The sequence below is a fragment of the Humibacter sp. genome, assembly GCF_035547335.1.
Taxonomy (GTDB): domain Bacteria; phylum Actinomycetota; class Actinomycetes; order Actinomycetales; family Microbacteriaceae; genus Humibacter.
The window spans coordinates 51,849-67,304 of the sequence record NZ_DASZVF010000056.1 but is presented as its reverse complement, the minus strand read 5'-3'; the positions used below and the strand labels follow the sequence as shown (position 1 = coordinate 67,304).

10 protein-coding genes, 1 tRNA gene and 1 pseudogene are annotated in these 15,456 nt (G+C 69.4%); 4 read left to right on the top strand and 8 right to left on the bottom strand.

The window, feature by feature from the left end:
* Positions 1-213, top strand: a pseudogene (locus VHB92_RS12765) (NUDIX hydrolase); the annotation flags it as partial.
* A 24-nt stretch (positions 214-237) separates the two neighbouring features.
* Here the strand turns inward: VHB92_RS12765 and VHB92_RS12760 are convergent.
* Complete coding sequence (locus VHB92_RS12760; RefSeq protein ID WP_325454136.1) at positions 238-2,004, bottom strand: hypothetical protein; 1,767 nt, start codon at positions 2,002-2,004, stop codon at positions 238-240.
* A complete protein-coding gene (locus VHB92_RS12755) occupies positions 2,001-5,027 on the bottom strand; it encodes an MMPL family transporter (protein WP_325454135.1) in 3,027 nt (1,008 codons plus the stop codon). Before VHB92_RS12755 ends, VHB92_RS12760 begins: the two co-directional genes overlap by 4 nt.
* A 269-nt stretch (positions 5,028-5,296) precedes the next feature.
* Here VHB92_RS12755 and VHB92_RS12750 point away from each other — a divergent pair, with 269 nt between their 5' ends.
* On the top strand, positions 5,297-7,156 hold the full coding sequence (locus tag VHB92_RS12750; protein WP_325454134.1) for a glycoside hydrolase family 15 protein: 1,860 nt from the start codon (positions 5,297-5,299) through the stop codon (positions 7,154-7,156).
* Positions 7,157-7,258: 102 nt separating this feature from the next.
* Here the strand turns inward: VHB92_RS12750 and VHB92_RS12745 are convergent, their stop codons facing one another.
* Both VHB92_RS12745 and VHB92_RS12740 read right to left on the bottom strand, forming a co-directional pair.
* Positions 7,259-8,527 (bottom strand): alpha/beta hydrolase, encoded by a 1,269-nt coding sequence (locus VHB92_RS12745; RefSeq protein ID WP_325454133.1) that lies wholly within the window; start codon positions 8,525-8,527, stop codon positions 7,259-7,261.
* 140 nt (positions 8,528-8,667) lie between these two features.
* Positions 8,668-9,975, bottom strand: a complete 1,308-nt coding sequence (locus tag VHB92_RS12740; RefSeq protein ID WP_325454132.1) for an ROK family protein — start codon at positions 9,973-9,975, stop codon at positions 8,668-8,670.
* A 171-nt stretch (positions 9,976-10,146) separates the two neighbouring features.
* Here VHB92_RS12740 and VHB92_RS12735 point away from each other — a divergent pair, with 171 nt between their 5' ends.
* The gene (locus tag VHB92_RS12735) at positions 10,147-11,562 is read left to right on the top strand and encodes an MFS transporter (RefSeq protein ID WP_325454131.1); all 1,416 of its coding nucleotides are present in this window, start codon (positions 10,147-10,149) and stop codon (positions 11,560-11,562) included.
* 126 nt (positions 11,563-11,688) lie between these two features.
* Here VHB92_RS12735 and VHB92_RS12730 read toward each other — a convergent pair whose 3' ends face one another.
* From VHB92_RS12730 to dcd, 3 genes are all read right to left on the bottom strand, one after another.
* Positions 11,689-12,675, bottom strand: coding sequence for a Gfo/Idh/MocA family oxidoreductase (locus tag VHB92_RS12730; RefSeq protein ID WP_325454130.1), 987 nt, complete (start codon positions 12,673-12,675; stop codon positions 11,689-11,691).
* A 96-nt stretch (positions 12,676-12,771) separates the two neighbouring features.
* On the bottom strand, positions 12,772-13,299 hold the full coding sequence (locus VHB92_RS12725) for a hypothetical protein (RefSeq protein ID WP_325454129.1): 528 nt from the start codon (positions 13,297-13,299) through the stop codon (positions 12,772-12,774).
* 26 nt (positions 13,300-13,325) lie between these two features.
* Positions 13,326-13,976, bottom strand: coding sequence for a dCTP deaminase (gene dcd, locus VHB92_RS12720; protein WP_325454128.1), 651 nt, complete (start codon positions 13,974-13,976; stop codon positions 13,326-13,328).
* A gap of 319 nt (positions 13,977-14,295) precedes the next feature.
* On the opposite strand from dcd, the gene VHB92_RS12715 reads away from it, so the two are divergent.
* Positions 14,296-14,366: transfer RNA gene (locus VHB92_RS12715), tRNA-Gly, on the top strand.
* Between the two features lie 345 nt (positions 14,367-14,711).
* Here the strand turns inward: VHB92_RS12715 and VHB92_RS12710 are convergent.
* The gene (locus VHB92_RS12710) at positions 14,712-15,392 is read right to left on the bottom strand and encodes a TMEM175 family protein (RefSeq protein WP_325454127.1); all 681 of its coding nucleotides are present in this window, start codon (positions 15,390-15,392) and stop codon (positions 14,712-14,714) included.
* Between the last annotated feature and the right edge of the window lie 64 nt (positions 15,393-15,456).

Sequence of the window (15,456 nt, the reverse complement as noted above, 5' to 3'; positions counted from 1 at the left end):
CACCGTCACGAGCTATTCGGCCGCTTCGCGTGCTCGGCGCACTGGGACATCGGGTTCGTCGCCATCGCCGACCCCGGCGCCACGGTCACGGTGAGCGACGAGAGCGAGGACGTGCGCTGGCTCCCGGTCGACGAATTGCCTGCGGATGCCGCGCATCAGCTCGACGTGCGCCGCGATCTGGCGCTGCGACAGGCCGCTGCCGCCCTCGGCTGACCGCAGGCCACGCGAGCGGTGCAGTCACGCCAGCCGCAGTCGCCGGCGCCCGAGCACGCCTCCCAGAACGAGAGCGAAGCCGACGACGCCCCAGAGCAGCGCGAGCGCGCACGCTTGAAGCGCGAGACCTTCGTCGCCGCCGATGGCTCCACGTAGGGCAGCGAGCGCGGGAGACGTGGGCAGCAGGCTCGCGATGCCGAGCAGTGCGGACGGCACGGAGGAGGCGATCCCCACTGCGAGCGCGGCGATCGCCACGAGCAGCGCCAACCCGCGACCGATCGCACCGAAGGCGGCCGCGAGGCCCTGGTTCAGCAGGGCGAACACGGCACCGAGGAACACGGATGCACCCACGTACCCGGCCCACACCCCGGGCGCAAGACCCAGTCCGATGAGCACGACCGCCGACAGCACCAGTCCCTGCACCGCGCCGAGCGCCGCAGAGGTGGCGGCCGACCGCGCCGCGAGGGCCGGCGACGACGCACTCGTCATGAGGCGCGATGCCGGCACGGGCTTGTGCACGAGGGCGAGCGCGAGCCCGCCGATCCAGAGGGCGATGATCGTGAACAGCGGGGCGGCCTGGATGCCCGACGGCGCCGAACGCGGATCGATCACCACGGGCTGAGACGCCGCCTCGGACAGCGCCTGCGCGTCGGAGTCCGAGTACGACGGGATCTTCGACACCGCCTGGGAGAGCCCGGACGCCAGCTGGTCGGCACCTGTCGCCTCCTGCTCGGCTCCGGCGACGAGACTGGACGCGCCGCCGGCGAGCGATGCCGCACCGCTGGCGGCCTGGTCGATGCCGCCGACGAGTTGCGGTGACGCATCCGCGAGCTCTGCTGCACCCGACGCCACCTCGTCGGCGCCTGCGGCGAGTTGTGCCGTGGCGGATGCCGCGCCCTGCAGCTTGGCGAGCGTGGCCGTCGCCTGATCGCACAGTGCCCCTGGGCGCTGGCAGATCTGCGCGACGGTGTCGGCGAACGACGAGGCCGCGCCGGAGAGCGAACTTGCCAGCGCATCGTTGCCGTCACTCACCTGGGCCGCACCGGCGGCCAGCTGCGCCGTCTGGCCGGGAAGGCCGGCCGAGCTCGAGGAGAGCGTGTCGAGACCGGAGGCGAGGGAGTCGGCGCCCGCCGCCAGCTGTTGCGCCCCGGTCGAGAGGGAGTCGGCGCCGCTCGCCACCTGATCCGCTCCCGTGGCGGCCTGGGCGATCTGGTCATGCACAGACGTGAAGCCCTGATACACGCCCTGCAGATACTGGTCGATGACCTGGCGATTGAGCTGCGCCGTGGCGTTCGCCGTCACGGCCTGCACGAGGGCAGGGTCGAGCAGCGCGGATGCCGGACTGGTCCGCACGTGCACGAGCGCCTGCACGGCGCTCTGCGCCGGGCCGGAGAGCGAGCTGATCGACGTGGAGAACGACGCGGGAATGATGAGCACGGCGGCGTACCTGCCCGAGGCGAGGCCGTCGGCGGCATCCTGGTCGTTCGTGAGCACCCAGTTGAAGTTCGATCCGACCCTGGTCGGCTGCGTCGGGATGTCGGTGTCCGGCGCCGTCCCACCGATGAGGCCGGCCGCGAACTGCCGTCCGAGTGGCGAGGTCGTTCCGTTGATGGTGACCGGAACGTCGTCGTTCACGACCGCCGCGTTCACCCGGTCGAGGTGAAGCGCCGGAGTGGAGAGCCCCCACATGAGCAGCACGCCCATCACGAGCGGAAGGGCCACCAGCACGATGAGGTACGGAATCCCCGGCCGTTCCGACCCTGATCGCGCCGAAAGCGGGGCCGGCGTCATGAGCCCACCTCCACGTGAGCAGGGCCCGGTCGAGCAGTAGCAGGCGGCCCTCCGATCATCACGTCGCACAGCCGCGCCGAGCCGACGATGTCGGAGACGTCGGCGTCGGGCGCGCAGGAGGCGACGACCGTGATTGCGGATGACGTCGCATCCGTCGCGGACCCGTTCGTCGGTCGTGCTCGCATCGCCTCCGCCAGGAGCTGCGCGATCGCCTGGCGTTCACGCTCCTCGCCGAGGCTGTCCAGCTCGCACAGGCCGATCACCTGCACCCCGCCACCGATCACCTGCCGCACCTCCTCCACAGGAGCCGGCGATGGTCGCAGCTGCACGAGCCCGGATCGTTTGCGAACGGCGCCGGCGCGGGTGGGAAGCACGAACCCGGCAACCTTGAGCCTGCCGGATGCCACCGGGAAGCGCCCGCAGATCGCCGCCACGACGGCTGCCGCAGCCATCCGGTCGCTGGACCGCACGATGAGCACTCCGCCCCGTGGCACTCGCGCGTCGAGCCCGCCTACGAGCTCCAGGCCCGACTTCGTGAGCGTCACGGACTCTGCCGCGATAGCCGGCTGCTCCTCGCCGTCCGGCCATGCAGCCAGCTCCAGCTCCTTCGCGATGCCCTCTCCTTCGGCGTCGAAGTGCGGCAGCACGCGCTCGAGCGCGCGAGGCATCCACCAGGCGTGGCGCCCGAACAGCATGAGGACGGCGGGAATGAGCGTCATGCGCACGATGAACGCGTCGATGGCCACCCCGACGGCAAGCCCGAGCGCGATGGGCTGGATGGATGCGTCGCCCTCCGGCACGAACGCGGCGAAGACCGCGAACATGATGATGGCGGCCGCGGTGACGACGCGCGCCGACCCGAGGAATCCGGCCTCGATCGCACCGTGCGCGTCGCCGTGGTGCACGTAGTCCTCGCGCATGCGGCTGACCAGGAACACCTCGTAGTCCATCGCGAGGCCGAACAGTACGCCCATCAGGATGATCGGCATGAAGCTGATGACCGAGCCGAGGGATGCCACGCCCAGCGGCCCGGCGAGCACCCCGTTCTCGAACACCAGACTGGTGACGCCGAAGGCGGCCCCGACGGAGAGCAGGTATCCGAGCGCCGCCGTGACCGGCACGACGATGGACCGGAACACCATTGCCAGCAGGATCAGCGAGAGGCCGACGACGAGGATACCGAACGGAAGCAGCGCCTGGCCCAGGCGGGCGGACACGTCGATGCCTGCGGCCGTGTAGCCGGTGACGGACAGGTCGACGCCGTACTCCTTCTGGAACGCGTCGTGCATGCCCCGCAGCCGGGCGACGAGGTTCTGGGTCGCCGTCGAATCCGGCGCTCCGTCGGGGATGACCTGCACGATCCCGGTGTCGCCCGCCTGATTCGGCGTGGACAGGGGAACCGCCACCACCCCGTGCACCTTCGCGATGCTCGCGCCGAGGTCGTTCATGAGTCCGACGGGATCCTTGCTCTGGATGATCGACCCCGTCACGATGAGCGGCCCGTTGTATCCGGCACCGAAGTGCTCGTCGATGAGGTCGTAGGTGACCCGTCCCGGCTCGTGTTCGGGGAGAGATCCGGCGTCGGGCAACGCCAGACGCAGGTGAGCTGCGGGCACGGCCAGCAGCCCGAGCGCCGCCACGATGACCACGACCGTCACGATGGGCCACTTCGTCGCTCCGCGCACCCAGCCGAAGAAGAAGCCGTGGCGTCGCGTTCCGCCTGCGGGTGCTGAGCGGCCCTGCTCCTGGTGGGGCACCCCGGGTTGGAGCTCCGCAGGTTGCTGGCGCGCGGATGTCGCTTCGCGCTGGGTTTCAGCGGGTAGTGCCTCAGCAGACTCTGTTGCGGCGGGCTGCATTTCAGCCGGCGGTGCCCCAGCGGGCGGTGTCTCGACCGGCAATGTTTCAGCCGACAGCGCCTCAGCGGGCGCAGATGCCTCCGGCCGCGTGGCCCCACCCCAGCGGTGGCCGCGCTTCACGCGCGGCGGTCCAGGGCGGTACTTGCGGCGCACGATGCGCCATCCCACGAAGCCGAGCAGCGCCGGTGTGAGGGTGGTGGACACCAGCACCGCGAACGCGACGGCGCCCGCCGACGCCACGCCCATGGTCGTGAGGAACGGGATGCCCGCGACGCTGAGCCCGAGCAGCGCGATGATGACGGTCACGGCCGCGAACACCACGGCGGAACCCGCCGTCGCGATCGACCGCGCTGCCGACTCTTCAGGATCGATGCCGGAGCGCACCTGGTCCTGATGTCGCGACGTGATGAACAGCGCGTAGTCGATGCCGACGGCGAGCCCCAACATGAGCGCGAGCAGGGGTGTGGTCGACGTGATCGTCGCCACCGACGTCATGGCCAGGATGATCGAGAGGCTGACCGCCACGCCCAGCAGCGCGGTGATCAGCGGCATCGCGGCGGCGAGCAGGGACACGAACGTGAACGCCAGCACGATGAACGCGACGAGGATGCCCAGCAGCTCGGTCACGCTGATCCCCGCCGCGGTCTGCGAGAACAGCTGGCCGCCCATCGAGGCCTGCGAGCCGTGCGGGAGCTGCGCCTGGAGCCGGTGCGCCTCCGATTGGAGAGCATCCGACGTAGACGGCAGCACGGCACTCTGCGCCACGTCGAGCTGCACGGGGACGATGACGGCGGAGTCATCCGAGCTGATGTTCGCGCTCGAGCTCGACGAATACGGTGACGTGGCCGACGCCACCTGCGGGATGCCCTGGAGCCGGGACACGCTCGCCTCGACCGCGGACTCGAACGCGGCATCCTTCACGCTCAGCCCTCTCCGCGCGACGGCCACGAGTTGCGCCGACGCCCCGCTCACCTGCGGGAAGGTGCGGGCCAGCGCGTCCAACGCTTGCTGCGACTCGGTGCCCGGAATGGCGTAGGTGTTCTGCGTGCCGGTGCCGAGCAGACCGGCGGCGGCGATCGCCGCCACCACGATCACGAGCCAGCCGGCGAGCACGAGCACACGCGCGCGGAAGGCCCATCTCCCGACGGTGTAGAGAAAGGACGACATGCGCGACCTCCTGCCGAAAGGACCGGTGGGGCGAGGCCGGTGGCAGGTCTGCGGTCCGGGTGGGTGTCGTCGTCAGCGCCCTCGACACGGGGCATGAGCCCAGGATCCGCGGGCCTTGCGCTGAATTTATGCCTGATCCGGCGGGGCCGCTGACCCCCGAACGTGGCACCGCCGCGCCGAGGCGGTTGCGGCGGGGATGCCGTCGCGTCATGGACAGGCGAGAACGCGGTGGATACCGTGAGACCACGTCGGGGGGAACGGGGGTTCTCATGGATGCGTATGCTCCGATCGAAGACCATGGGCTGATCGGCGACCTGCAGACCGCGGCGCTCGTCTCGCGCGAGGGCGAGATCGACTGGTACTGCTGCCCTCGCTTCGACTCGCCGACCGTTTTCGCCTCGCTGCTGGATGCCGACAACGGCGGCCGCTTCAGCATCCGTCCGGTGGGTGACGACGTCGTCACGAGGCAGCTGTACATGCCCGACACGGCCATCCTCATCACGCGGTTCATGTCGGAGGACGGCGTCGGCGAGATCATCGACTGCATGCCGATTCCCGACGATCCGCAGAGCACGACGGATCGGCACGAGCTCGTGCGCCTGGTGCACGTGGTGCGGGGCAGGATGCGGTTCGAGGTCGAGTGCGCACCTCGCTTCGACTACGGACGAGCGCGCCACGACCTGCGGCTGACCGAGGCGGGCGCGGTGTTCGAGACGGATGCGCTGCGTCTCAGCCTGAGCACGGGCATCCCGTTGCAGGCGCGCGACGGCGCCGTGCACGGCGAGTGCGACCTCTCGGCAGGGCAGGCGCGCGGCCTGGTGCTGCGGTCGGGTGCGGATGCGACGCCGGCCCGCATCGACCCCGGCAAAGTGCTCGACACCCTCGAGTACACCGGGCGCTTCTGGCGCAACTGGGTCAACGCCTCCACGTATCGCGGACGCTGGCGCGAGGAGGTGATGCGCTCGGCGATGACGCTCAAGCTCATGACGTACGCGCCCACTGGTGGCCTCGTCGCCGCCCCGACGGCCGGGCTGCCCGAGCAGATCGGCGGCGAGCGCAACTGGGACTACAGGTACACGTGGGTGCGCGACGCGTCGTTCTCCGTGCAGGCGCTGCTGGGGCTGGGCTACACCGACGAGGCGCAGGCGTTCACCCGTTGGATCTCCGACCGGGTGCGCGAGCACGAGGGCGACGCGTCGGGTCCGCTGAAGATCATGTATCGCGTGGACGGATCATCCGATCTGGTCGAGGAGGAGCTCGACCACCTCTCCGGATACCGGGCGTCGCGGCCGGTGCGCATCGGCAACGGCGCATCGGATCAGCTGCAGCTGGACATCTACGGCGAGGTGCTCGGCTGCCTCGCGCTGGCCGATAGCGCTGGCACCGACATCGACAACAGCGACTGGGACGGCATCGCCAACATGGTGGACTGGCTGTGCCAGAACTGGGACCGACCCGACGAGGGCATCTGGGAGACGCGGGGCGGCGCCCAGCACCACACGTACAGCCGGCTCATGAGCTGGGTGGCGTTCGACCGCGCCGTGCGCATGGGCGACAATCACGGCTGGCCGGCGTCGGTCGACGACTGGAGAGGTCAGCGGGATGCCGTCTATCGCCAGATCATGGCGCGCGGCTGGAACCCGGCACGCAATGCGTTCGTGCAGCACTACGGTTCGGATGTGCTCGACGCGTCGCTGCTCGTGATGCCGCGCACCGAGTTCATCTCCCCGCACGACGCGCGGTGGCGCTCCACGCTCAACGCCATGCGCGAGGAGCTGGTGTCGGACAGCCTGGTGTACCGGTACAACCCGGCGGCGTCGCCGGACGGGCTGGCCGGGGACGAGGGCACCTTCTCGCTGTGCACGTTCTGGTACGTGGAGGCGCTCGCCGAGACCGGACTCATCGAACGCGCCAGGTGGACTCTGGAGAAGATGTTCAGCTACTCCAACCATCTCGGCCTGTACGGCGAAGAGCTCGGGCACCGAGGCGAGCATCTGGGCAACTTCCCGCAGGCGTTCAGCCACCTCGCCCTCATCAACGCGGCCGTCGGACTCGACGCGAAGCTCGGCGACAAGCCGGCGGTGAGCATCAATGCCCAGGAGCGCGCCCGGCTGCTCGCCTTCCGCTGACGCCCACCCCCGTCACCGCTGGTTGAGCTTGTCGAAACCAGCAGTGAAGGTTACGGGTTTCGACAAGCTCAACCCGCGGTAAAGCTCAACCCGCGGTACAGCTCAGAGGAGGCCGCGGGTGGGGTAGCGCGTCGTGGCCGTGGCGGCGTTCGCCAGCGACTCGGTGCCGGCGTCGAGGTATCCGAACGTCGTGACGTGCTCGCTGAACTTCTTCGCCAGCTCGTTCATGTCCGTCACCTTCGCGTAGGCGGCAGACGTGGGGTCGTTGTTCCAGTTCGAGTGCTTGATGGGCTCGTGGTTCGTGACCGGCAGCTTTCCGCTCGAGCCCTCGACGTGCAGGATCGTCGCCCCGAACGACGGGGCGCGCGGGTCCCTTCTAGTGAGTCGACCCCACTGCGCCTGGGTGTCGCCAGCCGCCTCCCCTGCATACACGTGCTCGGCGTGCAGCGACCGGGCATCCCGGATGTTCTCCTCGATCCCGGCCGAGCCGAGCATGACGAATGCGAACACCCCCAGCTTGGCCGAGGCGAGCGCGTTCGCGGCCGTCGTGGTGCCGTACGAGTGCGCGATCACGCTGAGATCGACGCCCACCGCACCGTCGCGGCTCACCGTGAAGCCTCGCAGCGCGGCGACCAGCCGGGGAGCCCCTCGCGCCGCGTAACCGCCCAGTGCGGCGTCGATCCCCGGCGGCGGCGTCACATAGCCGATCCAGGCGATCACGGCGCGGTTCGCCGGTGCGCCCGCCCTGCCCTGCTCCTCGTACACGTTCTGCGCCGCCTGGGCCCACAACTGCATGTCGTCGGCGTACGTCCCCATGCCGGGAACGTCGAACGTCATCTGCATCGCGGTATCCGGGTTGCCGACCGCCACGGCGGCCAGCGGCCGCGGTGCAGGAGTCAGTTCCACGAGGTAGCGCCTCGGGTTGCGCTTGCCGACCAGCGACGCCTTCACGGCCTTCAGCGCCCTGAGGCGGAACTGCGCCGTCTCATCCTGCGGCTTGGCGGCCACGCGCTTCTTGGTGGATGCCGTCGCCCTGGCCAGGTAGATGCGGTTCGCCTTGTCCCTGTCGGTGTAGTCGACGCCCTCCAGGTTCCCGATCAGCTGAGGTGCGTTGCGCAGCGCGCTCGCCCGCTCCTTCGGCGTCGCATCCGTCCACAGCTCGTCCACGTACTTGCTGTCGGAGTTGGCCAGGTCGACGGCGATGTCCGGATGCTTCAGCAGATACGCCTGCGCCTGCTTCTCCGACATGCTCCACAGCTTCTGCAGGCCGTCGTCGACCAGCTGCTTGCCAGGCGGAGGCGACATCAGCACACCCGCGACGCCCACCGCAGCCATGACCACGACTCCGATCGCGCGCGCCCAGCCGATCATGTGCCGAGTCTAGGACCGGCGCCCTCGCCGACGACGCACCCGAACAGGGCACGTGCCCGAGCTCGGTCGCCGGCGCGCCGCGGATGCGTCGCACGCCTATCGCGCACGCGGAGCGACCGAGTGCGGTCGCCGCCGGGGTATCACAGCGAGGCGGCGACCGTGGAGCGTCGGCTCCCTACCTGGAGCTCGCCGCCCGCGTCGAGGAAGGCGGCGACCGGAAGCGTCGCGGCGCCGAGGGCGACGGCATCCGCTCCCAGCCGCGCCCGTACGACCTCGAGCCGCTCGAAACCGCGTGCCAGCGCGTTGCGACCGACGGCGTCCGTGATGCGTGAGAGCACGGTGTCGGGGAGCGCGTGCCCCAGCCATCCGCCGATCACGATGCGCTCGGGCGTGAACAGGTTGACCAGGTTCGCCAGGCCGACCCCGAGGTACTGCACCAACTCCTCAACGGCCTGCGCCGCGGCCGGGTCGTCTCTGTCGTGAGCGCGCAGGATCGCGAGCATGCGCTCCTCGAGGCCGGCGCACTGCTCTCCGGCAGGATGCGCGTGCCCGTCGTCGCGGCGCACGAGCTCGTCGTACCTCGCCACCACGGCCTCGGCGCCCGCGTAGGCTTCGAGGCATCCGCGGGCCCCGCACACGCATTCCCTGCCGCCGTACGCGATCGTGGTGTGGCCGAGCTCGCCGGCGAAGGCGTTCGCCGCGGTGTCGGCGGGGAGGATGCTCGCACCCACCCCGGCCCCCAGGAGCACGATGATCGCGTCATCGCAGTCCTTGGCCGCCCCGAACCAGCGCTCGGCCTGCCCCAGGGTATTCGCTCCGTTGTCCACGATGATGGGCAGCTCTATCCGCTCCCGCAGCCGCCGTTCGATCGGGTGGACGCCCCAGCCCATACTCTGCTCGTAGACCACGGCCTCTGTTCCGTCGCCCGGGCCGAAGCTTTCGGCCGCCGAGTGCGGCGCATCCACCGGCATCCGCTCAACGAGACCCGGAACGCCGACGCCCACGCCGAGGATGTCGGCGGGCTCCACCCCTGACTCCTCCACGGCGGACTCGATGCCGCAGACCACGAGGTCGACCACTTCGGCGGGTTCGAGCCGCGGATGCGGCGTCACCGATCGGTGCGAGGCGAGCGCGCGCATCCGCAGGTCGAAGAGCTCGACCATCACGGCCGTCTCGCCGACGTCCACGCCGACCACGTATCCGGCCTCGGGGTTCACATGGAAGAGGCCGCGCGGGCGTCCGCCGTTGGAGTCCTCGGATCCGGCGTCGCTCACGCTGCCCAGGCGCACGAGGTCGCCGATCACGTTCGAGACGGTGGCCAGGCTCACGTTCGCTGCTCGCGCGACCTGCTGATACGTCAGCGGACCGTGCAGGTACAGCTCCCACAGCGTGCGCGAGCGGTTGCGGCGGCGCAGATCGCGCACCGTCGTCGAACGCGCTGTCGGCATGGCTCCACCTGACTGTCCGGTGGCTGCCCGTTCCGGCGGTCATCGCCGGTCGCCGAACAGCCTGCTCCGCCCATCGTAATGAGCGCGAGGAGGCGTCATGACGTGCTCCGGCCGCTGCGGTCGCGCCCGCGCCCGCGCCCGGTGTTACCTCCGTCACGTTAGGGTGTGCCCATGACCGACCACCCGAGGGTCCCGGGCGACGACGCCGGCTCACCTTCCCTCGCCGCAGCGGGCGCCGGCGGCGGCGCCGCCCCGGCACAGGCATCCGGCACCGCGACGCTCACCGGCGAGACTCAGCTCATCCCGAGGAAGACCGGATTCGGCCGGGTGCTCGCGTGGGGATCCTGGGACTGGGGGTCGTCCGCCTTCAACGCGGTCGCCACCACGTTCGTGTTCACCGTGTACCTCACGGGCAGTTCGTTCGGCAACACGGCCGAGCTCTCGCAGCTGCTGAGCTGGACCATCACCGCCGCCGGCATCGTCGTGCTGCTGATCGCGCCCGTGCTCGGGCAGCGCACCGACACGTCGGGGCGCCGCAAGCTCTGGCTCGGCGTGAACACGGCCGTCGTCGTGGTGTGTCTCGCCCTCATGTTCTTCGTTCAGGCCGCGCCCGCCTTCGTCTGGCTGGGGCTCGCGCTTCTCGCCGTCGGCACTGTCTTCTTCGAGATCGCCGGCGTGAACTACAATGGGATGCTGCGCCAGATCTCCACGCGCGAGACCATCGGCAAGGTCAGCGGTCTCGGGTGGGGCATGGGATACGTCGGCGGCATCGCGCTGCTGCTCATCGTCTACTTCGGCTTCATCCAGCCGAGCGTCGGCCTCTTCGGCGTGACGAGCGAGAACGGCCTGTCGGTGCGCGTGTCGATGCTGATCTCGGCGCTCTGGTTCGCCGTGTTCGCCCTTCCCGTGCTGTTCGCCGTGCCCGAGAACCGGCCGCTCGCGGAGGTCGGTCGCCCGCGCGTCGGGTTCTTCCGTTCCTACGTCGTGCTCGGCCAGGACATCGCCCGGCTGTGGAAGACGAGTCGCCACACCGTGTACTTCCTGCTCGCCAGCGCGATCTTCCGCGACGGCCTCACGGGCGTCTTCACGTTCGGGGGAGTGCTGGCCGCCGGATCCTTCGGCTTCTCGTCGGGAGAGGTGATCATCTTCGCGATCGCCGCGAACATCGTCGCAGGGGCGGCGACGATCGCTGTCGGCTCGCTCGACGACCTGTTCGGACCGAAACCGGTGATCATCGCCTCGCTCATCGGACTCGTCGTCAGCGGCTCGCTCGTGTTCGTGCTGCACGACGGCGGACAGATCGTGTTCTGGACTCTGGGCCTCGCCCTCTGCCTGTTCGTCGGCCCCGCCCAGTCCGCGAGTCGCACGTTCCTCGGACGCCTGATCCCGCCTGGCCGGGAGGGCGAGGTCTACGGCCTGTACGCCACGACGGGACGCGCGGCCACCTTCATCGCGCCGCTCGCGTTCGGGCTCTTCGTCACGTTCGGCGGCCAGCAGTACTGGGGCATCCTCGGAATCGTGCTGATCCTCGCGATCGGCCTCGCCGTCATGATCCCGGTGCGCTCCCGCCAGGAGCAGCTCCGCTGACCCCCACCGCGGGTTGAGCCGTACCGTGGGTTGAGCCTGTCGAAACCCACCGCCCGGGCACAGTTTCAACAAGCTCAACCGACGGTGAGGCACGGTTTCGACAAGCTCAACCGGCGGTGGTGTGGCTCAGTCGACAGGCATCCAGGCACCGCCCGCGCGCAGCGAGTCACGTGCGGCGAGCGCCGTGCGCAGCGCGAGGACGGCGTCTGCGACCGGAGCGATCGTCGACGGACGGCCGGACGCGACGCACTCCAAAAAATGCGCGGCCTGCGCGGCGTACGGCGTGGAGTATCCGGGATCGGACGCTGCAGCAGCTCCGCCCGGCCCGCCCTCGGCCACGCCCTCGACTCCGCGGAACGTGAACTCGTCGACCGGATGCTCACCGCCCACGAAACGCGTCACGACGATGCCCGCATCTCCGGTCACCTGCAGCGAGGTGGCGAAGGAGACGGATGCCGGCATCCGCGCGTGACTGAGCACCTGTGCGAGGCCGCCATCCTCGTACCGCACGGTGGTCTCGACGGGCCCGAGCGGGTCGAGCGACGTGGAACGAACCCCGACCGGACGCCCGAGCACGAGGTTCGCCTGATCCAGATCGTGGATGCCGAGATCCACGGCCGGCCCGCCCGACTGCTCCTCGTCGAACCACCACGGCGTCGCCGGCGGGGCGATCATCCGCTCGGCGCGCACGTGCACGGGTTGCCCGATGCCGCCGGCTTCGACCACCGACCGCACTCGCGCGTACGCGTCGAAGAACCGAACGACGTGCCCCACCATGAGCACGCGACCCGACGCCTCCGCCTCGCGTGCGATGGCCTGGGCATCCGGCACGGTGAGCGCCATGGGCTTCTCGAGCAGCACGTGTTTGCCCGCGCGCAGCGCGGCCTCCGTGATCTCACGGTGCGTCGGCGTGGGCGTGCAGACGGTCACGATGTCGACGGCCGGGTCGGCGAGCGCGACCTCGACCTCAGTGACCGTGCGGGCGTTCGGCGCATCCTGCAGCGAGGCATCCGGATGCCTAGCCACAAGGTAGGACACCTCGGCCCCCACCTCACGCCATGCGGCCGCATGGGTCGCGCCGATCATTCCCGGTCCGACGATAGCGACAGTCATGACGTCATCCTCGCAGGCGCGGCACCGGACGGACCATCGAGCGCAGAGACGGTCGACCGTTCGGCGGCGTACCGACGCCCGGCTGCTGCCCGCTGGTCAGGCGAGGCGCTCGCCCTCCAGATGCTCGACGAGCTTCCACGTGGCGCCTTCGTCGTCGCTCACCCAGCCGTCGAACGTGTAGCTCTGCTCGGAGACGTTGCTGAAGTTCCAGCGGATCGGCCGCTCGTCGTTCTGCGTGCCGTCCTGTCGGATGCCGTCGCGCCAGCCCTGCGCGACCAGGTTCGCGTACTGGTTGAGCGCCGGGGAGAAGTAGCTCACCCGCACGACGCCGGCCGTCGGGTCGTACACGCGCACGGCGACCGCCACCGTCTCAGGCCCCTTGCCCGAGTCGACCAGCTCGAGGTCTTCGATGGCGCGGCCGTCCATCACCCACGACACGAGCCAGGTGAAGTCGCGATCCCGCCATTCGCCTGTCGTCTCCTCCAGCCGCCGGCCGCGAACATGCCACGAGCCCACGAGCTGCCCGAAGCGCGTCATGCGTTTCGGATGCTCGGGAGACGGCCCCGAACTGACCAGGGCATCCGAGAACATCCGGTGCGCCTCAGCGCGGCCTGCGTCGTCCATCGGCTCGCCCTTCTGTGAGATTCCGGTCAGCTTTCCGCCGACTGCGCTTGGAGGGGCGCGGACGCCCGTGCATCCCCGGTCCCGTCGCTCGCGTGCGTGCCGCTGACATCCGTTCGGTGGAAGCCGAGGTACGAACGGGATGCCGTCGGCCCCCGCTGCCCCTGGTACCGCGAACTGTACGCGGCGGAGCCGTACGGCTTCTCAGCAGGAGATGACAGCTGGAAGAAGCACATCTGGCCGATCTTCATGCCCGGCCAGAGCTTGATCGGCAGCGTGGCGACATTGCTGAGCTCGAGCGTGACGTGGCCCGTGAATCCGGGATCGATGAACCCGGCCGTGGAGTGCGTGAGGAGTCCGAGCCGGCCGAGTGAGCTCTTGCCTTCCAGTCGAGCGGCGACATTGTCGGGCAGGGTCACGCGCTCGAAGGTCGAGCCGAGCGCGAACTCGCCGGGGTGCAGGATGAACGGCTGGTCGCCATCCACCTCGACCAGATGGGTGAGCTCCGGCTGGTCCTGGGCCGGATCGATGAACGCGTACTTGTGGTTGTCGAACAACCGGAAGAAGCGATCGAGGCGCACGTCGATGCTCGACGGCTGGATCATGGCCGGGTCGTACGGCTCCAGCGAGATGCGTCCGGCGTCGAGCTCGGCTGTGATGTCGCGATCGGAGAGCAGCACCCCGCCAGACTACAGACGATTGAGGCTTGGTGAGCGGGAGCTCGCTCACGCTCACCAAGCCGATTGAGCCTGTTGAGCGCGACAGGGCGAACACAGACGATTGAGGCTTGGTGAGCGGGAGCTTGCTCACGCTCCTCGAACCGATTGAGCCGGTTGAGCCCGAAGGGCGAACACAGCCGATTGAGTCTGTTGAGACCGAAGGGCGAACACAGACGACTGTGCCGAGAGCGTCGACCGCAAGCGGTTCCTTGCGAGCGACGCCGACTGGACGCCGAGACGACGCCCGTTAGGATGTCTATGCCCGCCTCGGCAGGCACGTGCGGATGTAGTTCAATGGCAGAACCTCAGCTTCCCAAGCTGATAGCGCGGGTTCGATTCCCGTCATCCGCTCTCATGGCTCCGACGCCGTCCAAAGGACGGTGGCGGAGCCATTCGTGTAGCTGGGCCGGGAATCGAACGAGCAGGCGAAGCCTGCGTTCGAAGGGCCCACGCGGCCGGAGGCTCCGGGCGCAAACGCCGCCGCGGTCCCTCGTTCTGGGAGCAGCGGCTCCCGGCCGCAGTCTGATGGTCTTGGATGGTGCCGGATTGCTTCGGGGTGATCGTCGTGGCCGTGACCGCGCTCGCGCTGGGCATGGCGCTCGGCTCCCTCATCACGTACGTCCGCGTTCACCGCCGACGACGATGACACCTGCGTCTCGCGGTACAACCTGCCCCTCGACGCTCAGCGGCGGGGCCTCACTTCGCCGGCTGGGGCACTCCGAGCATCCGATCGAGCAGCCTGGCCACCAGCCCCGCGATGCCGAGCAGGAACAACGCGTAGTACGACAGCTCGGGCACGACGATCGAGAGGATCAGGCTCACCACGAACAGGATGCTCATGGCCAGGTTGACGGCCATGCCGCGCAGCAATGCGATGCGGGTGATGTCGTGCAGACGTGGGTGGGCGCTGAGGAACAGGTCCTGGCAGAACCCGAGCAGGCTGGTCAGTGCCATGGTGCCGATGTACGCGACTTTCACGAGCGCGTCGTCCCCGTCGGGAAGGTTCGTCATGGCGGTGGCCACCGGCAACCACACGATCGTCAGCAGCCAGGCCACGTTGAGCCAGAGCAGCCCGGTCGTGACGAGCCGCACCCGCGCGTACATGCGGTGGTGATTGATCCAGAACATCGCGATCACGCCGAAGCTGATCAGAAAGCTCAGTAGGAGGAATTGGTTGCCGGCGAACCACGAACTGGCCGATGCCTCGCTCTCGCCTCCGGGACGGGTGAGCTCGGTCAGGGAGTCCAGCAGCGGCAGGATGAGCAAGGTCAGCGCGATCGCGACGACCGCATCGACGAACGCCTTCGCACGGTCCGCGCTGAAGTAGTTCTCGACGTTCTCCGCCTGCACGGCATCGTTGCCCGCCTCTTCGCTCACCCGACGATGTTATGGGCCGACGGGCCGCATCGCTCCGTTAAGCTCACAACGAGCGGCGCTGGCG

Excerpts from the sequence above, each read along its gene's own strand:
- VHB92_RS12725 (WP_325454129.1), bottom strand. The coding sequence starts at position 13,299 with ATGGACGACGCAGGCCGCGCTGAGGCGCACCGGATGTTCTCGGATGCC.
- VHB92_RS12750 (WP_325454134.1), top strand. The coding sequence starts at position 5,297 with ATGGATGCGTATGCTCCGATCGAAGACCATGGGCTGATCGGCGACCTG.
- VHB92_RS12760 (WP_325454136.1), bottom strand. The coding sequence starts at position 2,004 with ATGACGCCGGCCCCGCTTTCGGCGCGATCAGGGTCGGAACGGCCGGGG.
- VHB92_RS12745 (WP_325454133.1), bottom strand. The coding sequence starts at position 8,527 with ATGATCGGCTGGGCGCGCGCGATCGGAGTCGTGGTCATGGCTGCGGTG.
- VHB92_RS12740 (WP_325454132.1), bottom strand. The coding sequence starts at position 9,975 with ATGCCGACAGCGCGTTCGACGACGGTGCGCGATCTGCGCCGCCGCAAC.
- VHB92_RS12730 (WP_325454130.1), bottom strand. The coding sequence starts at position 12,675 with ATGACTGTCGCTATCGTCGGACCGGGAATGATCGGCGCGACCCATGCG.
- VHB92_RS12755 (WP_325454135.1), bottom strand. The coding sequence starts at position 5,027 with ATGTCGTCCTTTCTCTACACCGTCGGGAGATGGGCCTTCCGCGCGCGT.
- VHB92_RS12735 (WP_325454131.1), top strand. The coding sequence starts at position 10,147 with ATGACCGACCACCCGAGGGTCCCGGGCGACGACGCCGGCTCACCTTCC.